This window comes from Janthinobacterium sp. YR213 (genome assembly GCF_900099875.1).
Taxonomy (GTDB): Bacteria; Pseudomonadota; Gammaproteobacteria; order Burkholderiales; family Burkholderiaceae_D; genus Janthinobacterium; species Janthinobacterium lividum.
Genome location: NZ_FNDA01000001.1, coordinates 2048487 through 2068672 on the forward strand (window position 1 = coordinate 2048487; position 20186 = coordinate 2068672).

Consider the following 20186-nt stretch of genomic DNA (forward strand, 5'->3'; position numbering starts at 1 on the left):
GCATGGTTTAATCTTGCGTGCCGCGCGCACCGCGCATGGCGGGCGATGAAGGGCCCGAACGGGCTCCGGACGTGACACTGGCCGGATCAACCGGCCAGTATTTTACTGCATGAAAGGAACCTGCCCGGGCGCCCGGAGGGCGCCACGATCAGATCAGGCCGCCTGACGCTGTTCCAGCGCGCTGACGGTGGCGCCGCTGCCGGAGCCGATCTCGATCTTGCGCGGTTTCAGCGCTTCTGGCACTTCGCGCACCAGGTCGATGGTCAGCATGCCGTTTTCAAACGTGGCGCCCGTGACTTTCACGTGGTTGGCTAGCTGGAAACGCTGTTCGAAATCGCGGGCAGCGATGCCACGGTGCAAGAAGGTGCGCTCGACGCCATCTTTCTGCTTGCGGCCCGTGACGTGCAGGGAATCGCGTTCGGTGATGATGTCGATCTCTTCACGCGAGAAGCCGGCCAATGCCATCACGATGCGGTATTTATCTTCCGACACCAGTTCGATGTTGTACGGCGGATAGCTCGGTTGCGCATCGGCGCGCTGTTCATTGAGCAGCTGTGCCAGGCGGTCAAAGCCAATGGCAGAACGGTACAGGGGAGCAAGGTCAAAAGTACGCATAATAAATATCCTTTTCAAATGAAGCGATAAGAGGGGCGGACCTCACCATGAGCATCCGCTTGTTACCGATATACGGCCTCTCCAGCCCCTTTCAAGGCCTTGAAATTGGCGAAAAGCGCCCCAGACGCCGCCAAATTTGTAAGAAATTTTTACATGGCCAGCCCAAGGGGATTTTGCATGGCGTCCCCCATGCGGCACCGGCTTTTGGTGTATGCTGGCGGCATGAACAATGACACCGACATCCAGCTCAGCGGCCCCTTCAAGGCCACCGACGGCTCCGGCCGTGCCCACGACATCAAGGCCATCCGCATCTTCGACGAAGGCTACGGCATCATCGACGTCTACGTCGATTTCGCCGCCCCGCTCGAAGCGGGTGCCTATAAGGACAAGACCCTGGTCGGCCACATCCTAGCGCGCTTGCGCAGCCTCGGCTACGTAGGCCCCGACTTCGGCCACGGCGACCTTGGCTTGCAAGACAAGAAACTGATCGTTCTGGAAGCGCCCGAGGAATTTTCGGCCTTTGCCGTAAGCAAGGGCTGGAAGGATCTATCCGCCGAATTTGACGAAGACTGAGAACACCTGACCAAATCTACTGCGCGTCGCGCTTTGCGGCCGGCGATGCTCACCGTGCTTTAGCACGGCTGCGCTTCTCGGCCACAAATCACTGCCGCTCGCTACGATTTTGTCAGGTGTTGTAAAGTACCAATAGTATCCGCGCCGCGCCAGCTTCTGCTACCGCGGCGTTTTTCATGGGCGACAGATTAGTTCAGCTTAGTTCAAATAACGCGCGCTCCAGGCGGCGATCACGTTGGCAACGTAGGCCGCGTCATCGCGCCCCGTCAACAGATGGTCGGCATCGTCGAGCGAAACGAAGCTTTTCGGGTGCTTGGCGGCCGTAAAGATATCCATCGCGTTCGACAGGCTCACCGTCGTGTCGTTCGGCGCGTGCATCACCAGCAGGGCGCGGCGCAGGCCGGTGATGTGGGTCTTGAGGCTGTGGCTGCCCGCGTCGTCGACGAATTGCTGGCGGATGCGGAAAGGCCGCCCCTCCAGCTGCACCAGCGCTTCGCCTTCGGCGGCGATTTGCTCCAGGTGCTCGCTGAACATGCGCGTCACGTAGGCGGGCGTGCTGGGTGCGGCCAGGGTGGCGATGGCGGTCGCTTCCGGCACTTGCGCGGCAGCGGCCAGCACGGCCGCGCCGCCCAGGCTATGGCCGATCAGCAATTGCGGCGCGGCATGTTTTGCCCGCATGAAATCAGCGGCGGCGACCAGGTCGTCGACGTTCGACGAGAAATTGGTGGCGGCAAACTCGCCCTCGCTGGCCCCCAGTCCCGTGAAGTCGAAGCGCAGCACGGCGATGCCGTGTTCCGTGAGACCTTGCGCGATGCGCCGCGCGGCCAGCACGTCCTTGCCGCAGGTAAAACAGTGGGCGAACAGCGCATATGCGCGGATGGCGCCATCGGGCGCATCGAGGCGCGCCGCCAGCACATGGCCGTGCGCGCCGGGAAAATCTTGCCGGGTGGATTTCATTGTCTCAGATCAAAGCTGCCGCGCAGGGCGGCCGATGGCGCATTGTAGCGCCGCCCGGCCACTTCCTGCTTTAATCCCGCTTGGGAATATTGACTCCTTTGGCAACGGCTGGCCTGGCCAGAAACGCGTCCAGCGCGCGCTGCACATGCGGGAAATTGCCAAAGCCGACGAGGTCGCCCGCACCATAGAAACCCACCAGGCAGCGCACCCACGGGAAGATGGCGATGTCGGCAATCGTGTACTGGCTACCCATGATCCAGTCGCGGCCCTGCAGGCGCTGCTCGAGCACGCCCAGCAGGCGCTTGGCCTCGCCGATATAGCGTTCCAGCGGCCGCTTGTCCTCGTAATCCTTGCCGGCGAATTTATGGAAGAAGCCCACCTGGCCGAACATGGGGCCGATGCCGCCCATCTGGAACATCAGCCACTGTATCGTTTCATAGCGCAGGCCTGCGTCCTGGGGGATGAACTTGCGCGTCTTTTCGGCCAGGTACAGCAGGATGGCGCCCGACTCGAACAGGGCCAGCGGCTTGCCATCGGGACCGTCCGGGTCGAGGATGGCGGGAATCTTGTTGTTCGGATTGAGGGACAGGAAGGCGGGCGACAGCTGGTCATTCTGCTCGAAGCTGACCAGGTGCGGCTCGTACGCCAGGCCCAGCTCTTCCAGCAGGATCGAGACCTTGATGCCGTTCGGCGTCGGCAGCGAGTACAGTTGCAGGCGCTCGGGATGCCGGGCAGGCCATTTTTGGGTGATGGGGAAGTCGGAAAGCTGTGTCATGGATATCCTTCATTTCAATTAAAGATGCGGCGCCGGGAAGCCAGTATAGCCAAGCATGGCAGTTTCAGCAGGACAGCGCATTCAGCCAAACAAGCCATGCAAGAACCAGCGCGGCGCGGCATCTTCTCCGCTGCCGGCGATGCGTTCACGATAGACCCAGTAGTGCGCATGGTCGAGGCCTTCGGCGATGAAGTAATCGCGCGCCTGCGACTGGCCCCACCAGCCCGCTTCGATGCGCTCGGCGACAGACACCATTTTCAGGGGCGAGCCATAGAATGGCCGGTGTTCGCGCATCAGGAGGGCGATGGGCTGGGCCAGCAGCCAGCCGGGACGGGGCATGCCGGGCAAGCCGGGCGGCAAGTCCGGCACCGCGTTTCTGCCGCCGGCCTTGGCAGGCAGCGGCAGCCACTGATTGGCTGCCTCGGGACGGTAATCGGCGCGCGGCGCGGCCTGCAAGACATTGTCCGTGCCCAGGCGCGCCACCAGCAATTCCATCAAGCGCTGGCGCTCTTGCGGCGTGCCGCCCGGTTCGGGAAACAGGGTGTCGCTGGGCGGCGCCATCGGCTGCACCTGCAGCGCTTCCAGCGTGAGGCCGATCACGGGTGCGTCCAGCGCCAGCTGCGCCAGGCGTTCCTTGAGCAGGCGCACCAGGTGCTCGTCGCGCCAGACGGCCTCGCCCAGCGCCAGGTCGATGACGGTGGGCGCACGCGCCACCCGGCCCCGCTCGTGCGCCAGCAACAATTGAATGCGCTCGACGGCAAATTGCCGCGCGCACAGCCAGCCCGTCATTTGCTGCAGCAGCCGGCGCGCGCCGAACAGCAGCGCGTCGGCGTGCTCCACGCGGTCGAACAATTCCAGGCTGGCGCGGAACGTGGGTGGCGCTTCGAGCCACAGGTACAGTTCCGTGCCGTGGCCATGCGCATCGTCGAGCATGTCCAGCAAGGCCCCGCCGCAGCGGCGCTGCAAGCCGGGCCGGGGCAAGTGGCGCAGCTGCCCCAGGGTGCGGCAGCCGATGCCGTCCAGCCATTCCAGGTAGGGGCGCGCCGGCGGCAGCAAGGCGCACGGCAGGCGGTCGAGGCGGCGTACCAGGCTGGCCATGCTCAATGTCCGGCCCCGGCGCGTCCCGGCGCGCGCCAGCAGCCAGGCGCCGCGCGCCGTGGGGGCGCAGGACAGCTGGGCCGTGTAGCCCAGCGCGCGCAAGCTGGCCGCGATTTGCCGGCACAGGGCGCGCACGCCGCCGAACAGGCGCAGGCTGGCGCCCGCATCGACGAGCAGGGTCGCTTCCTCGCCCTGCGCCACCAGCGGCGAATATTGCAGCAGCGCCAGCGCCACCGCTTGCAGGGCCTGCGCCTCCAGTTCGGGAGAGCGTTCGTGCAGGCGTGCCTGCGGCGCCAGCATCAGCGCACCGGCGCGGCGCATGCCCGGCCGGATGCCGGCCGCCCGCGCCAGCGGCGACACGGCCATCACTTGCTCCTGTTCCAGCACCACGCCGAGGCTGTCAACCGACCAGCGCGGGCAAAACACTTCGAGCGGGAGCCGGGGCAGGCACAGGCCGATCCAGAGTCGCATGGCGTAGCAGTAATGAAGGAGGTTGCAGGGGCAGGAACAGGGGCGCGTCGCGCTGCGGTCCCCGGCGCTTGATGAAGCCGATCTCGATGCCGCCGGCGGCCGGGCGCACGGACAGCCGCAGCGGCGCCGGCGACGCATCCTGCGCGCCGTGCAGCGGGCGCAGCATGCAAAACAGGGTGTTGCCGGACTGCGCGGCCAGGTGCAGCCGGCGCAGGCTGTCGGCGCGCACATGCGGCTGCCAGAACAGCAAGGCGCCGCAACTACCGCTGCGCAAGATATTTTCCGCCGCCCACAAGGCATCCTTGCTGCTGGCGCTCTTTAACCACAGCAATTGCGACGGCGCCAGCCCCTGCGCGGCCAAGGCAAGCGCCTGCGGCGGATGGGGCGGCTGCAGCAGCACGATGGGCAAGCCCGGCAGTTGCGCCAGCGCGGGCGCCAGCAGCCGCAATTCGCCGCTGCCCGGCTGCTGCACCAGCAGATCGATGAGGTTGCCGCTGGGCCAGCCGCCGCCGGGCAACTGCGCGGACAGGGCGGCAAAGCCCGTATCCAGGCAGCGCGTGGCGCCCTGCCCCAGCTGCGATGCGCGCCACAGGGACGGGTGCAAGGCTTCCGGCGAGGCCATCAATTCGGAATGTTGCATAATTGAATATGAAGATAAATACTGTATGTATATACAGTACTATCCAGTCCCGCTTTTGGCAAGGCTTATCTGCGCCGCAGCTCCCCGGGGGACGTCCCGCCACGTCCGAAAAACACCGTTTTTCACATCGATTGCTGTACCATAAGCACTCTCCTTACCGCTCGGCAATGCACCGGGCGGCTTCCTCCGTCCAAAGGAAACGCATTTGACCACCATCCAAATCATCAGCGCCATCGTCTTCGGGCTTGCGCTCATCCACACCTTTGCCGCCAAGTCGTTTGAAACCTTGTCGCGGCGCCACCCCCGCCATGCGGGCCTGCTGCACTTGCTGGGCGAAGTGGAAGTCGTGTTCGGCTTCTGGGCCTTCATCTTGATCATCATCATGGCCTTTGTCTCGGGCGGCGATGCTGCCATCGAGTATGCCGAGTCGCGCCATTACACGGAGCCGCTGTTCGTCTTTGTCGTCATGGTCGTGGCTGCCTCGCGCCCCGTGCTCGACGCCGTGCAGCGCCTGTTGAAAGGCGTGGCGCGCGTGATGCCGCTGCGCACGGAACTGGCCCTAGTCTGGCTGGGCCTGGCGCTTGTGCCCCTGACGGGTTCGTTGATCACGGAACCGGCCGCCATGACCCTGGCCGCGCTGATGCTGGCACCGCAAATCTTCCGCCCGGGCATCCCTGAATGGCTGAAATACGGCGCGCTGGGCGTGCTGTTCGTCAACGTTTCCATCGGCGGCACGCTCACCTCGTACGCGGCGCCGCCCGTGCTGATGGTGGCCACCACGTGGAACTGGGATAGCGCCTACATGGCCACCCACTTCGGCTGGAAGGCGGCCATCGCCGTCCTCGTCAACGCGACGGGCGTGAGCATTTTGCTGCGCAAATACCTGCACAGCAACACCTCCGACATCAAGCCGAAGGCCGGTGAAGTGGAAGCGCCAAAAGTGCCGCTGGCCGTCAGCCTGGTGCACATGATCGTGCTGGCCGGCGTCGTCGCCCTGGCGCACCATCCCGTGCTGTTCATCGGCCTGTTCCTGTTCTTCCTCGGCTTCGTGCAGGCGTATGAGCGCTATCAAAGCCCGCTGATCCTGAAAGAGGGTTTATTGGTCGGCTTCTTCCTCGGCGGCCTGGTGGTACTGGGCGGCATGCAGCAATGGTGGCTGCAGCCCATCGTTTCCAGCCTGAAACCGCTGGCCCTGTTCTTCGGCGCCCTGGGCTTGACGGCCATTACCGACAATGCGGCCCTCACTTACCTCGGTTCGCTGATCGTCGGCATGACGGACGAAGCGAAATACATGCTGATGGCCGGCGCCGTGGCCGGCGGCGGCCTGACCGTCATCGCCAATGCGCCGAACCCGGCCGGCGTGGCCCTGCTGCGCCGAGGCTTCAAGGATGAATCGATCGGCGCCATCGGCCTGCTGGCCGGCGCCCTGCTGCCGACGGCCGTGGCGGGCCTGGCCTTCCTGGCGCTGTAAGTTGCATCACGGGGCGGCTGCTTGCCGCCCCCGCTTCCCCAATCCCTCCCAGTTACCTTCCTCAGTTTCCCTCATACACGAGGAAATGCAGCCGGTCATAGAACAGGCTGTAGGCATAGTCGAACGTGCCCACGCTGCGAAAACCCTTGTGCAGATACACTTGCAGCGCTTCGCTCTTTTCCCATACCGTCAGGGTGATGCGCGCACAGTCCTTGCGGCTGGCCAGGTCGCGGATTTCATGGAACATCTGCCGGAACAGGCCCTGCCCCCGGTATTTCTCGTCGATCGCCAGGCTGCTGACGAAACAGTCGTCGGCGCGCGCATGCGCGAGCACGAAGGCGTCATACGCATCGTCGAGCGCCTTCATGTCATCGCGGTAATACGAGACGGCGCCGCAGGCCTGGAACTCGGCCATCGTCGCGGCCGTGAAAAAGCCGATGAAACGCCCTTCCTCGTCATGCAGGCCATGGATGTGCGCCAGGTACGGGTCGATGTTTTGCCGCCGCTGCAATTCAACGAATTGCAGGTTGAGTTTATTGCCGAACGAACAGTATTCCAGGTAACTGGTGGCAAACAGCAATTTCGCCATGCGGTTCTTCGCCTCGTCACCCAGCAGCTCGCCCGACACCAGCGTGAGCGGCGCATGCGACAGCAGTCCCGCCTGCACCTCGTCACCTGGCGGGGCGGCATCGCCGGCGGCCGGCATGCGGCTGCCGTGGCGGCCCACGGTGGGACGCCAGAAGTTGCCTGAGGCAATATGCTGCGAACGGTGGGCCAGCAGGTAGCGGCAAAAGACGCCATTCACGCGGTCCAGCTGCGGGTCGTCCGACAGCACCGAGTAATAGTGAAAATGATCGATCTCCGCCCGTAGCTGGGCAGCATACGCCATGCGCGGCACTTCCTCGATGTCGAACACGTCGACGATATTGGGCAGGATCAAAGGATCGTCGAGTTGCCAGCCGATTTCGTCGAGCCTGGCGACGCAGCGCGCATACGCGCGCCGTTCTTCGTCACTGAGGGGAATGTGCACGTCGGTAATGATATCGTCCAGCAAGCGCATGCCCCGGATGCCGCCCGCCACCGCTTCCCGCGCACCGTCATACAGCACGCAATAGCGCTGGTAGAACTCGGCATGGCTGAGCAGGGTCACGCCCAGGTTTTTCTTCCATTCGGCATAGAACTGGCCAAACAGCTGCGCCTCGAATTGCGGGCAGGAACGAGGAATCCGCGCATCGATACCCGCATAGGCGATGTTCACATTGCGCTGGATCACACGCAGCGCGGCATCGTTCTTCTTGGCGATCAGCATGCCCGTTTCATCGAGAAACAGATTCATCCAGCTGACATGCTGGCGCTCTTCGCTGTCGCCATCCTTGCGCTGGAAATAATCGGGCACTTCCGGCTTCATCAGGAAAATCGTCGCCGGATTGTGCGGGATCGTATCGACATCCATATACATGCCGCCGTATTCGCACATGATGAGGATGCGGAAATAATCGGACAAGGTGGCGAAGTAGCGCTGCATATGCAGGGTATCGAGTACGCCGAAGCGGGCCGGCGCGAAATCCAGCGCCAGCGCGCGCAGAGAATTGATATGCAGGGTCGTGCCGCCGATGGCGTAGCGGCCTATCGTGTAGCGCCCGGCGCCGCCCGTGGGGCTGAAGCGCTCGTCATTGCGCAGCTGCTGCGCATCCCACACCCACAGGATGGAGACGTACGGCGCGCCGCCGTTGTGCCGCACCGCTTCCAGCGCCGCGCCCCACTGCTGGATCGCTTCGGCTGCGATGGCCGGCAACGGTCCGCCCATCCAGATGCGGTGCAGGTAGCGCTCATCGTCGCCGAGCGCGCGCGTGGGAATGCAGCTCAGCGACGAGCAGCTTGCTGCATTGAAATGGTTGAAATTCAGGGCGACGAAGCTGCGCAGGGCCGCGATGCCCGCCTGGTGCTCCACGGCCAGCTGTTCCAGGTCGCTGCCGGCCGGCCGGACATCGGCCAGGGTGATGTAATCGAGTTTCAGCCGGTTGATGCGGAACTCGTATTCCAGGTTGAAGATCTTTGCTTGATCGTGTTTCGAGGCCAGGTCATCTATTTTCATGGGCGCACCATTTTCCGCAGGAGAGTGTCAATAAACTTCGCAGGAGGTAAAACAAGGTCGACAACATGCGCATCGCTGCGCCATCAGTGCCGGGCGAGCAGCACCTCGCTTTCCCGGCGCCCCGCCATGCCCCGCGTAAACAGCAGCAGGCAGGCGGCGATGACCACGATGACGGGGATATTGAGCAGCGCATACGTTTCCAGCGCATAGCCGAAACGCTGGCACAGCACGTTATAGAGCTGCAGCCAGGCGGACAGATAAATGCAGTACAACAAGCTCATGGCAGCCGTCGTCAAGGTCACCGATTCCTTGCTGGCCGTGATCGCGCTGCGTATCAGGGCGCCATTGAACAGGCCGAAGCCGATGGAATAGACAAACATGCAGGCGGCGAACACGTCGACGTGATGGCGGCCCGCACCGGCGCCCAGCATGCCGGCGGCCGCGACCAGCCCGCCCAGGCGCAGCAGATGCACGAGGGGGAAATCCTGGCGCAGGCGCTGGATGGCGATGCTGCTGAGGACAAAGCCCGACAAAATCACGCATTGCAGGGCGATATACGTGGCGTAGGAGGCGCCCATTTCCTGCAGCACGAAGATGGGCGAAAAGCCGATCCAGGCCGTCAGGGGCACGGTGGCCAGCCCGGCCGTGAACATGCCGAACATGAAGCGCTTGTTGCTGAAAATGGCCGCGTAGCTGCGCACGATGGCGGCAAGGTCCAGGCGCGTGACCCTGGGGGCCGCGCGCGGCATGGTCTTGAACAGGCCCAGCAAGGACAGCAGCGCCAGCAGGCCGGAGAGGAAAAAGACGTAGCGCCAGTCCAGCCGGCTGATGATGGCGCTGCCGAGGATGGGGCCGGCAAGGGGCGCGAGGATGGTGGTGCTCGACAGGATGCTGCTCAGCTTGACGGCAGCCATGTCATCGAACAGTTCATGGATCATGGCATAGCCGACGAAGATGAAGCAGCAGCCCATGCCCTGGATGAAGCGCGCGGCGAGAAATTGCTCGATCGACGCGGCAAATGGCACGGCCAGCGTGGCCAGCAGGAACAAGGTATTGCCAGTCAGCACCAGCTTGCGCTTGCCGATGGTGTCGGCCAAAGGCCCCAGGAAAATCTGCAGGGAACTGCCGCCCAGCAGATACAGGCTCAGGGACAGGGGGACGAATTTTTCCTCCGCCTGGAACTCGCCGACGATGCCCAGCATGGCCGGCATGATCATGTCGTTCGACAAATAGATATTCAGTTCAAAGACGAGGAAAAACGCAAAAAACCACAGCAACTGCTTGGACTTGATGGACATGGCGCGTTCCGTAACGTGGGTGGCTGCCGTCAGTGCATATCTGCCGTCGGGGCATGGGACGGCAGACACGCTTCACACTGAAAACGTGTACCAATTGTATACCAGTTCGTATTTTTAGCGCCTGTTTTTGTGATTTTTAAATACCGCAGCAATACCAATTAGATAAACTCGATGGTACTGCGGCATGTGGAATCTGTGCTGAAATGGGCGCGGCCAGCGCCCCGCCGCGCGGCAACGGCCCTGAGGGGGAATGGAAGAACGATGCGTACCAGTGCCTGCGCGCCGTTGCGGCGCGCAGGCACGCTGGCTTACCGGCGGCGGTGGCTGGCGAAGAAATCGAGCAGCATCCTGCTGGCGTCGGGCTTGGCCTTGTCGTTGAACGGCAGGCTGGCATCGCCGCCGCTCCACGCGTGCTCGAGGTGCTCGACCTGCGCCACGCGCAGCAGCACATCCTTGCCCACCTGATAGTCGTGCAGCGCATACGCATGGGCCGGATTGCGTCCGCCCGCCGCGCCGCCAGGCAGACGCTGCGCCGTCACCACGGTATCAAACGGCAAGCGGTTCACGCGCACGCTCTGGCGGACCAGTTGCGTCTGGTTGATGGGCCGCACCACCTTGTCGGCCAACCCTTGCAGCAGGATGGTGGGCAGGCGGGGAAACGCGGGCTGGCGTGCCAGCACTTCATCGATGGCCGCGTCGGCACGGGCGGCAGCACCATGCTGCATCACGCCCAGCGCGCCAATCAGGTTATGCCCGGCGCCAAACACGGGCCCGGAATGCAGGCCCAGCGCGGCGAACAGATGGGGATGGTTCAAGGCCACGATATGCGCCATGCCGGCGCCGGCGGAAATGCCGCAGATATAGATGCGCGCGCGGTCGATCGCATAGCGGGCCGCCACCTGCTCGATGGCGCCGACGATCAGGCGCACGTCGCCGCCGCCCTCCTGCGTCAGCTTGTCGTACCACTTCCAGCAGCGGCGCGCATGCGAGCGCAGCGATTGCTGCGGATACAGCACGGCATAACCCTTGCGCTCGGCCAGGCGGTTCATGCGCGTGCCTTCGGCAAACTGCGTGGCGCTCTGTTCGCAGCCGTGCAGCATCACCAGCAGCGGCCGGCCACGGCTGCGCATGGCGGCGCTGGGCGCCTTCTCGGGCAGGTACAGGAAATAGGGCAGGCGCCGGCCCGGCAACTGTCCCAGTTCCGGCAATGGCGCATAGTGGGCGGCCAGCCACTTGCCTGGCGGGGGCGGCGTTCGCTTGCGCACGCGCGGGGGCGACAGGGGCGTGGCAAAGGGCGCCAGCGAGGGCACGGCGTCGCTGGCGGGCCTGGCGCGCGGCGTCGGCCTGGTCTTGGCCACGGGCTTGCTGCGGGGCTTAGGTTTAGATTTAGGCGTGGGCTTGGCCGGCACGGGCCCGAACAGCACCTTGGCCAGCTTGGTCGCCGTGCGCTGCTGCGCCTTACCGGCGCGCAATAACCCGCGCAGCCATTTGGTGGCGGGCTTTACCATGGCAAGCGGCGTCCATGTCGTGGTGGAGCGTACCGCAAGTTCATCCCACTGCATCGTTGCATCGTCAGCATGTGCGGCCTCCTCTTTAGAACGCATAGAGTACCGCAATTGGCTGACCACACCGTACGCTTGCACACCGATAAAAGTGCCGCTGGCACCATTGAGGCAGATCAAGCGCGACTTGGTGCGCATGCGTAATCTGGATGTTCGATCAGCACTTCACGAGGAGAGAACACCATGAGCTATCTGGACCGCGACATCCTGGGCATGTACCGCAACCACGACGGCCCGGGGCCGGCCCTGATGGGGGCTGACACCCTGCTCGGCGACGATGTCTACAATCACAGCGGCGAGGAACTGGGCGACATCAAGGAAATCATGCTCGACATGCGCACCGGCCAGATCGCCTATGCCGTGCTGTCCTTCGGCGGCATGCTGGGCATGGGCGACAAGCTGTTTGCCGTGCCCTGGGAACGCCTGACCCTGGACACCGTCAACAAGCGCTTCCTGCTCAACGTGGACAAAGACTTGCTGAAAGAGGCTCCCGGTTTCGACAAGAACAACTGGCCCGACATGGGCAGCGATGCCTGGAACCAGCAGATGGAAGCGTTCTATGGCAGCGGCATGCGCTACGGCAGCGGTGCCATGGCAGGCAGCCGCATGCCATCCGGCAGCGACCTGCGCAGCGGCGCCAGCCTGCAATCGGGCAGCGAAGGCAGCCTGACCGGCACCTCCATGAGCGGCAGCCGCGCTGGCACGGGCAGCAGCCAGGGCGACCTGGGCTCGCGTTCGGCGCTCGGCGACGATGAGTTCGATAAACATGGGTCGGGTAGGTCGGGTAGGTCGGATTAGCGGCTAGCCGCGTAATCCGACACCACCAGCGACACCGTTGACACCGTTGACACGGCACAACCGGTTGCGCCAACGATGTCGTCGGATTACGCGTGGCTTTGCCCCGCTAATCCGAGCTACCGCTGCATCGACTCCCACACTTTCTGCAAACGCTTGGCAGAAACAGGCATCGGCGTGCGCAATTCCTGCGCAAACAGCGACACGCGCAGCTCTTCCAGCATCCAGCGGAAGTCGACCAGTTTCGGGTCCGTATTCTTGCCAGCCTGGCGGTCCTTGGCCTGACGCAAGTACGGCGCGGCGGCCGATTGCCACTCGGCCATCAACTTGGTGTCGCGCGCGGGGTCGGCGCGCAGCTTTTCCAGGCGCACGTTGATCGCCTTCAGATAGCGGGGGAAATGCGCCAGCTGCGTGTACTCGTTTTCCGTCAGGAAGCGCTTATGCACGAGTCCCTGCAATTGCGACTGGATATCGGCGGCTGCCGCTGCGGGAATATTCTGCAGGCGCTTGGGCAAGCCGTGGAATTCCGTCAGCACTTGCGACAGCAAACGGGCGATTTCATTGACCAGCAAAACGAGGCGCGACTTGCCCTCCGCCTGGCGCTTGGCAAACGAGGCGGCGTCCAGCGGCAGCGGATCTTGCAGGCAAGCGATGTCGAGCGCCTTGTTGATGATTTGCTCGCGCAACTCTTCCTGCGAACCGAGGGCCATGAATTGCATGCCCATCTGCTGAAGACCGGGGATGCTTTTCTCGACGTACTTGATCTGTTCCTTCATTTGCAGCGCGAACAATCGGCGCAAACCCACCTTGTGCGTGCGGGCGGCTACGGTCGGATCATCGAACACTTCCAGGTCGCAATGCGTACCCTTGTCGACCAGGGCGGGGAAACCGATCAGGGTCAGCTTGCCTTGCACGATTTCGAGCAACTCCGGCAACTCGCCAAAGGTCCAGCCCGTCAAGCCCATGTGCTGCGAGACGGTGGCATTCGGGGACGCCGGCGCTGCAGCGGCAGCCACTCCCTTGACCGGCGCGCCGCCCTTGCCTGTTGCCGCGTTGGCGGCGGCGCCCTGGGCTTGCGCCTGCAGCCGCGATGCCACTTGCGCGCCCGCCACCTTGGCTCCCGGCGTGCCGGTGCCGGACACGCCCGACACTTCGGCCAGCTTCTGGAAACTCTGGCGCGCCTGGCCGCCGAATTCCGCCTGCAAAGTGGCCAGGTTGCGGCCCATGTCGAGCTGGCGGCCATGCTCGTCGATCACCTTGAAATTCATGAAGTGATGGGCAGGCAGGGTTTCCGGCTTGAAGTCCGTCGTCAGCACATTGATCGTGATCTGCGTGCGGATGTCGGCGATGATGGCGTCGATCAGGTCGCCGCGGCCAAACACGCCCGCCTCATGCACGCGCTCGCAGAACTTGGCCGCGTAATCGGGCAGCGGCACGCAGTGGCGGCGCAGCTTTTGCGGCAGGGATTTGAGCAGCAGATGCACTTTTTCCTTCAGCATGCCCGGCACCAGCCATTCGCAGCGCTCGCGCGGCAACTGGTTCAAGGCATACAGCGGCACGCTCAAGGTCACGCCATCGCGCACGCTGCCCGGTTCGAAGTGGTACGTCAGGCCCATTTCCAGGCCCGTCACGGACATGGTCTTCGGGAACAGATCCGTCGTCACGCCGGCCGCCTCGTGGCGCATCAGCTCTTCGCGGTTCAAATACAGCAGCTTCGGGTTTTCGCGCGTGGCTTCCTTGTGCCATTTCTCGAAACCGGCGCCATTGCACACGTCCGCCGGCAGCAGCTTGTCGTAGAAGGCGGCGATCAGTTCATCGTCGACCAGCACGTCCAGGCGGCGCGATTTGTGCTCGAGGTTTTCGATGTCCTTGATCAGTTTATGGTTGTGCGCAAAGAACGGCGCGCGCGTGTCGAAGTCGCCGCCCACGAGAGCATCGCGGATGAAGATTTCGCGCGCTTCCGGCAAGTTGAAATTGCCGTAATTGATGCGGCGCTGGCTGTACACCACCAGGCCATAAAGAGTAGCCCGTTCGGACGCCGTCACTTGCGCCGAGCGTTTTTCCCAGCGCGGTTCGCCCCAGGATTTCTTCAGCAAGTGTACGCCGACTTTTTCCAGCCATTCGGGCTGGATCTGCGCCACGCAGCGCGCGTACAAACGCGTCGTGTCGACCAGTTCGGCCGCCATGATCCACTTGCCCGGCTTTTTCAACAGCGAGGAACCGGGCCAGATGTGGAACTTGATCCCGCGCGCGCCCAGGTAGCCGGCGCCCGGCTCGTCCTCGCCCTTGAAACCGATATTGCCCAGCAAACCGGTCAGCAAGGCCATGTGCAGGTTGTCATAGGTGGCCGGCGCCTCATTCAATCGCCAGCCCTGTTCCTTGACGATGGTCAACAACTGCGAGTGCACGTCGCGCCATTCGCGCAAGCGCATCTGCGACAGGAAATTCGTGCGGCAATTGTCTTGCAGCTGGCGGTTGGTTTTCTTGTGCTCGATGGCGGACTCGAACCAGCGCCAGATTTTCAGATAGCTGAGGAATTCCGATTTTTCATCGGCGAATTTCTTGTGCGCCTCGTCGGCCGCCTGCTGGTGTTCCATCGGACGGTCGCGCGGGTCTTGCACGGACAGGGCCGAGGCGACGATCAGCACTTCCGTCAAACACGCGTTATCGAGCGCGGCCAGGATCATGCGGCCCACGCGCGGGTCCAGCGGCAGCTTGGCCAGCTTGTTGCCCAGCGGCGTGAGTTTATTGACTTCATCGACGGCGCCGAGTTCCTGCAGCAACTGATAACCGTCCGCGATCGCGCGCGCCAGCGGAGGTTCGATGAACGGAAAGGTTTCCACGTCCGTCAGGTGCAACGATTTCATGCGCAGGATGACGGCCGCCAAGGAGGAGCGCAGGATTTCCGGCTCCGTGAATTTGGGCCGCAGCAGATAATCCTGCTCTTCGTACAGGCGGATGCAGACGCCGTCGGCGACGCGGCCGCAACGCCCGGCGCGCTGGTTGGCGGCCGACTGGGCGATCGGCTCGACCTGCAGCTGCTCCACCTTGTTGCGATAGCTGTAGCGTTTCACGCGCGCCAGGCCCGCATCGACCACGTAGCGGATGCCGGGCACCGTCAGCGAGGTTTCCGCCACGTTGGTGGCCAGCACGATACGACGCGCATTGCTGGTTTTAAAGACGCGCTCCTGCTCTTCGGCCGACAAACGGGCGAACAGGGGCAAAATCTCCACGTGCGGCGGATGGTGCTTGCGCAGCGCTTCGGCGCAGTCGCGGATTTCGCGCTCGCCCGGCAAGAACACCAGCACGTCGCCCGAACCGATGCGGCACAGTTCTTCCACGCCATCGACGACGGCATCCATCAAGTCGCGCTTTTCGCGTGCGGCGGCCGTGCGCTGGCCCGGCTTGTCGGCGTTCGCGCCCGAACCAGGCATGGCTACCTGCTCGCGCTCCACAGGACGGTAGCGCACTTCGACCTGGTACAGACGGCCCGACACTTCGATCACGGGCGCCGGTTTTTCCGGCGTGCCGAAATGGCGAGAGAAGCGTTCCGCATCGATGGTGGCCGACGTGATGATGATTTTCAGGTCCGGCCTGCGCGGCAGCAGCTGTTTCAGATAACCGAGCAGGAAATCGATGTTCAGGCTGCGTTCGTGCGCCTCATCGATGATGATGGTGTCGTAATTTTTCAACAACGGATCGGTCTGCGTCTCGGCCAGCAAGATACCGTCCGTCATCAGCTTGACGGACGCGCCACGGCTCAGGGTATCGGTAAAGCGGACCTTGAAGCCCACCGTTTCGCCCAGCGGCGTACCGAGCTCCTGCGCGATGCGCTTGGCCGTCGAGGAAGCGGCGATACGCCGCGGCTGCGTGTGGCCGATCATGCCCTTCTGGCCGCGTCCCAGCTCCAGGCAAATCTTCGGCAACTGGGTCGTCTTGCCGGAACCCGTCTCGCCCGAAACGATGATCACCTGGTTTTCCATCAGGGCCTTGGCGATTTCCGCGCGCCGGCCCGAGACGGGTAAGTCTTCCGGATACGTAATCGGCGGCAGCGGATTGCGGAAAGCCTTTTCCGCCTCGCGCGCGGCGCGGGCCGCATCGCGGGCTTCGCGGCTTTCCTGCCCCTCGCGCGGCGCGCGCGCGGCCTGGGGCTTGCCCTCTCCCGATCGCTGCTGCTGTTGCTGTTTCTGCTGCTCCGCACGCGGCGGCTGCTGCCTTTGCTGGCTCACGGGCGGGCGCTGGCGGCCCTGCGCAGGCGTGGCGGCAGGCGCGGAAACATCCCCGCTGGCGGGCACATTTGCAACGTTGGAAGGAGGGGAAGACTTATTGCTGGCTGAAGACATTGTTTTTTACAGGTATTTTAAGCGCGCACATCGCGCAGCGAATTATAATGCGCTTAATGGAAAACCCTACCCAATTCGTCCAATGGCTGCGCTCAGTCGCGCCCTACATCCACGCCTTTCGCGGCAAGACCTTCGTGGTCGCCTTCCCCGGTGAACTCGTCAGCGCCGGGGCGCTGCAGGTGCTGGCCCATGATTTGTCCCTGCTGCATGCGCTGGACATCAATGTCACCGTCGTCTACGGCTCGCGGCCGCAGGTGGCGGAACAACTGGCCCTGCGTAACGTCGAAGGCCGCTTCCACAATGGCGTGCGCATCACGGATATCGCCGCGCTGGAATGCGCGAAGGAAGCCGCCGGCGAGCTGCGCCTCGATATCGAGGCAGCGTTCAGCCAGGGCTTGCCGAACACGCCCATGTCGCATGCGGCCATCCGTATCATTTCCGGCAACTTCATCACGGCGCGCCCGCTGGGCGTGATCGATGGCGTGGACCTGGAACTGACGGGCATCACGCGCAAGGTCGACGCCGAAACCATCCATTCCATCCTCGGTTCGGACGGCCTGGTGCTGCTGTCGCCGCTGGGCTTTTCGCCGACGGGCGAAGCGTTCAATCTCACCATGGAAGACGTGGCCTGCAGCGCCGCCATCGCCCTGCACGCGGACAAGCTGATTTTCATCACGGAAACACCGATGATGGAAGACGCCACGGGCGTGGAAATTCGCGAACTGTCGTCGCACCAGGCCGAAGCCGTGCTGATGGCGGGCTTCCTGCCCGACGCGACGGCGTTTTACCTGAAACATTGCGTCAAGGCATGCCATAACGGCGTCGAACGCTCGCACATCGTGCCGTTCTCGATGGATGGTTCGGCCCTGCTGGAATTGTTTACCCATGATGGCGTGGGCACCATGATCAGCCATGAAAACCTGGAAAGCCTGCGCCAGGCCACCATCGAAGACGTGGGCGGCATCATCAAACTGATCGAGCCGCTGGAAGCGGACGGCACTTTAGTGAAGCGGGGCCGCGAGCTGATCGAACGGGAAATCGATTATTTCTCCGTCATCGAGCATGATGGCGTGATCTTCGGCTGCGCCGCCCTGTATCCGTTCCCCGCGCAAAAAATGGCGGAAATGGCATGTTTGACGGTCAACCCGGAAGTGCAAGCCCAGGGCGACGGCGAGCGCATCCTGAAACACATGGAAAACCGCGCGCGCGCCGCTGGCCTGAACAAGCTGTTCGTGCTGACCACGCGCACCTCGCACTGGTTCAAGAAACGCGGCTTCGTGCCGGCCACCGTCGACGATTTGCCGAAGGATCGCCAGCATATGTATAACTGGCAGCGCAAGTCCCAAGTGCTCATCAAGACACTGTAAAACTGAAAAAGCCCGGCATGCCGGGCTTTTTCTTTACTGAAACACCTTTACTGAAACACCATTACTTGATATTCAGCGGCGCAAACGATTTGACCAGGTCGTCGAGTGCCTTCAATTGCGCCAGGAACGGTTCCAGCTGGTCCAGCGGCAAGGCGCTGGGGCCGTCGCAGCGGGCGTTGTCGGGGTCAGGATGGGCTTCCAGGAACAGGCCGGCGATGCCGACGGCCAGGCCGGCGCGGGCCAGGTCCGCCACTTGCTGGCGGCGGCCGCCCGAAGCGGCGCCACCGGGATCGCGCTGCTGCAGCGCATGCGTGACGTCGAAGATGATCGGCAGGTCATCGCAGGTTTTCTTCATCACGCCAAAGCCCAGCATGTCGACCACCAGGTTGTCGTAGCCGAGGCAGGTGCCGCGGTCGCACAGGATCAGTTGATCGTTGCCCGCTTCCTTGAATTTCTCGACGATATTGGCCATCTGGCCAGGGCTGAGGAATTGCGGCTTCTTGATGTTGATGACTTTACCCGTTTTCGCCAGGGCCACGACGAGATCCGTCTGGCGCGCGAGGAAAGCAGGCAATTGCAGCACGTCGACCACTTCGGCCACCTGCTGCGCCTGCCATGGCTCATGCACGTCGGTAATCACGGGCACGCCGAACGCCGCCTTGACGTCCTGGAAGATGCGCATGCCCTCTTCCAGGCCCGGGCCGCGGTAGGAATGGATCGACGAGCGGTTGGCCTTGTCGAAGCTGGCCTTGAACACATATGGAATACCCAGTTTTTGCGTCACGCGCACATATTCTTCGCAGGCGCGCATGGCGAGATCACGCGATTCGAGCACGTTGATGCCACCAAACAGCGCGAAGCTGCCGGTATTGCTGACATCGATGCCATGGACTTTCACTGAGGTCATAGGGATTCCATCTTGGTTAATTACTACTACTTGGTTGGAAGGGGCGCAGCCAGCGGCTGGCGCGATAAGGCATCTTACTAGCTAGGGCGGCGCAGATCAAATTTGATCCAGCGCAAGGGCGCGGCAAACGGCGTGTCGCCAGGCCGCGACGGCCCCGCGAGGGCTGGCGCAAAGTGCCTTATAATCACGCTTTATCTCTACACTGATTCAGGAGCACAGATGGCCCGCACGATCCACTGCATCAAACTCAACAAGGAAGCCGAAGGACTGGATTTCCCGCCGTACCCGGGCGAACTGGGCAAGAAGATTTACGAATCCGTGTCGAAAGAAGCCTGGGCTGCCTGGCTCAAGCACCAGACCATGCTGGTCAATGAAAACCGGCTGAACCTGGCCGACGCGCGCGCCCGCAAATACCTGGCCACGCAGATGGAAAAACATTTCTTCGGCGATGGCGCCGATGCGGCCATGGGCTATGTCCCGCCGACCGAGTAAGTTTTTCCGCATTCCCGCCCGTGGCCACCGCGCCGCGGGTAGTTTCCCCTTGATTCTCCCCTCCCCCTTTCACGCCGCCTGACGCTGTTTCACGGCTGCCCTTCCCCGTTTCGTCGCACACGGCTCGCCGCCCATGCCGCCGGCTGGCACAGTACGTCCATCGACAACCTCATTCCAAGGCGGACACCATGTTGCAGCAAATCTTCAGCCACACTCCCCTCTACGTCTGGGCCATCCTGGGCTTTCTCGTCTACCGCGGCGTGCTGGCCAGCCGGGCGCGCGAAGTGAGCTTGCGCAAGCTGTGCATCATTCCCCTGGTCATGCTGGTCCTGTCCCTGAGCGGCGTGTACGGCAGTTTCGGCTTGGCCGGCGTGGCGCCGTTCGCCTGGGGCGCCGGCGCGCTGGCTGGCGCGGCGCTGGCGTGGAGGCTGGCCGATGCGCGCAAGATAGCCGCCATTCCCGCGCGCGGCAGCGTGCAGCGTCCCGGCAGCTGGGTGCCCATGATCTTGATGATGAGCATTTTCTGCATGAAATATGCGGTCGCCGTGACCCTGGCCATCACCCCGGCCTATGCCCATGCGACCAGCTTCATCGTACCTGTCTGCCTCGCCTATGGCTGCTTCAGCGGCATCTTCCTCGGCGGCTTGCTGCGCACCGTGGCCGTGTACCGCGAGGCGCAAATGACAAGCGGCCCGCAAGGGGCCGCCGTTTAAAACATCTATGCCGG

At 63.3% G+C, this 20186-nt stretch carries 16 protein-coding genes; 6 read left to right on the plus strand and 10 right to left on the minus strand.

Going from position 1 to position 20186, the window contains the following annotated elements; translation table 11 throughout:
* Positions 1 to 153 precede the first annotated feature (153 nt).
* Positions 154 to 615 (minus strand): Hsp20 family protein, encoded by a 462-nt coding sequence (locus tag BLT98_RS08975; RefSeq protein ID WP_092606594.1) that lies wholly within the window; start codon positions 613 to 615, stop codon positions 154 to 156.
* A gap of 222 nt (positions 616 to 837) precedes the next feature.
* Here BLT98_RS08975 and BLT98_RS08980 point away from each other — a divergent pair, with 222 nt between their 5' ends.
* Positions 838 to 1188, plus strand: coding sequence for a hypothetical protein (locus tag BLT98_RS08980; protein WP_034783462.1), 351 nt, complete (start codon positions 838 to 840; stop codon positions 1186 to 1188).
* Between the two features lie 198 nt (positions 1189 to 1386).
* Here the strand turns inward: BLT98_RS08980 and BLT98_RS08985 are convergent, their stop codons facing one another.
* The 4 genes from BLT98_RS08985 to imuA form a co-directional block, all read right to left on the minus strand.
* Complete coding sequence (locus BLT98_RS08985) at positions 1387 to 2145, minus strand: alpha/beta hydrolase family protein (protein WP_092606597.1); 759 nt, start codon at positions 2143 to 2145, stop codon at positions 1387 to 1389.
* A gap of 70 nt (positions 2146 to 2215) precedes the next feature.
* On the minus strand, positions 2216 to 2920 hold the full coding sequence (locus BLT98_RS08990) for a glutathione S-transferase N-terminal domain-containing protein (protein ID WP_092606600.1): 705 nt from the start codon (positions 2918 to 2920) through the stop codon (positions 2216 to 2218).
* A gap of 81 nt (positions 2921 to 3001) precedes the next feature.
* Entirely contained in the window at positions 3002 to 4489 is a 1488-nt protein-coding gene (locus BLT98_RS08995; protein ID WP_092606603.1) for a Y-family DNA polymerase, read from the minus strand.
* Positions 4419 to 5129: a translesion DNA synthesis-associated protein ImuA gene (gene imuA / locus BLT98_RS09000; RefSeq protein ID WP_092606606.1), complete on the minus strand. Its 711-nt coding sequence runs from the start codon at positions 5127 to 5129 to the stop codon at positions 4419 to 4421. Before imuA ends, BLT98_RS08995 begins: the two co-directional genes overlap by 71 nt.
* 205 nt (positions 5130 to 5334) lie before the next feature.
* Between imuA and BLT98_RS09005 the strand changes: the two genes are divergently transcribed.
* Complete coding sequence (locus BLT98_RS09005) at positions 5335 to 6600, plus strand: putative Na+/H+ antiporter (RefSeq protein WP_092606610.1); 1266 nt, start codon at positions 5335 to 5337, stop codon at positions 6598 to 6600.
* Positions 6601 to 6661: 61 nt separating this feature from the next.
* Here BLT98_RS09005 and BLT98_RS09010 read toward each other — a convergent pair whose 3' ends face one another.
* From BLT98_RS09010 to BLT98_RS09020, 3 genes are all read right to left on the minus strand, one after another.
* Entirely contained in the window at positions 6662 to 8695 is a 2034-nt protein-coding gene (locus BLT98_RS09010; protein ID WP_092606613.1) for a GNAT family N-acetyltransferase, read from the minus strand.
* 83 nt (positions 8696 to 8778) lie between these two features.
* Entirely contained in the window at positions 8779 to 9993 is a 1215-nt protein-coding gene (locus BLT98_RS09015) for an MFS transporter (protein ID WP_034783299.1), read from the minus strand.
* 308 nt (positions 9994 to 10301) lie between these two features.
* Positions 10302 to 11501 (minus strand): extracellular catalytic domain type 1 short-chain-length polyhydroxyalkanoate depolymerase, encoded by a 1200-nt coding sequence (locus BLT98_RS09020; RefSeq protein WP_092607111.1) that lies wholly within the window; start codon positions 11499 to 11501, stop codon positions 10302 to 10304.
* Between the two features lie 237 nt (positions 11502 to 11738).
* On the opposite strand from BLT98_RS09020, the gene BLT98_RS09025 reads away from it, so the two are divergent.
* Positions 11739 to 12353 (plus strand): PRC-barrel domain-containing protein, encoded by a 615-nt coding sequence (locus tag BLT98_RS09025; RefSeq protein WP_092606616.1) that lies wholly within the window; start codon positions 11739 to 11741, stop codon positions 12351 to 12353.
* A gap of 116 nt (positions 12354 to 12469) precedes the next feature.
* On the opposite strand, the gene hrpA is transcribed toward BLT98_RS09025, so the two are convergent.
* Positions 12470 to 16693, minus strand: a complete 4224-nt coding sequence (hrpA, locus tag BLT98_RS09030) for an ATP-dependent RNA helicase HrpA (RefSeq protein ID WP_092606619.1) — start codon at positions 16691 to 16693, stop codon at positions 12470 to 12472.
* Between the two features lie 56 nt (positions 16694 to 16749).
* Here hrpA and argA point away from each other — a divergent pair, with 56 nt between their 5' ends.
* Positions 16750 to 18060 carry an amino-acid N-acetyltransferase gene (gene argA, locus BLT98_RS09035; protein ID WP_046685875.1) on the plus strand — a complete coding sequence of 437 codons (1311 nt, stop codon included), beginning with the start codon at positions 16750 to 16752 and terminating at the stop codon, positions 18058 to 18060.
* A gap of 61 nt (positions 18061 to 18121) precedes the next feature.
* Here the strand turns inward: argA and kdsA are convergent, their stop codons facing one another.
* Positions 18122 to 18967 (minus strand): 3-deoxy-8-phosphooctulonate synthase, encoded by an 846-nt coding sequence (gene kdsA / locus BLT98_RS09040; RefSeq protein ID WP_034750794.1) that lies wholly within the window; start codon positions 18965 to 18967, stop codon positions 18122 to 18124.
* A gap of 219 nt (positions 18968 to 19186) precedes the next feature.
* On the opposite strand from kdsA, the gene BLT98_RS09045 reads away from it, so the two are divergent.
* Together BLT98_RS09045 and BLT98_RS09050 are read left to right on the plus strand one after the other, a co-directional pair.
* Positions 19187 to 19459 (plus strand): oxidative damage protection protein, encoded by a 273-nt coding sequence (locus tag BLT98_RS09045; protein ID WP_034750797.1) that lies wholly within the window; start codon positions 19187 to 19189, stop codon positions 19457 to 19459.
* Between the two features lie 188 nt (positions 19460 to 19647).
* Positions 19648 to 20172: a DUF6622 family protein gene (locus tag BLT98_RS09050; protein WP_092606622.1), complete on the plus strand. Its 525-nt coding sequence runs from the start codon at positions 19648 to 19650 to the stop codon at positions 20170 to 20172.
* The last annotated feature ends 14 nt before the right edge of the window (positions 20173 to 20186 follow it).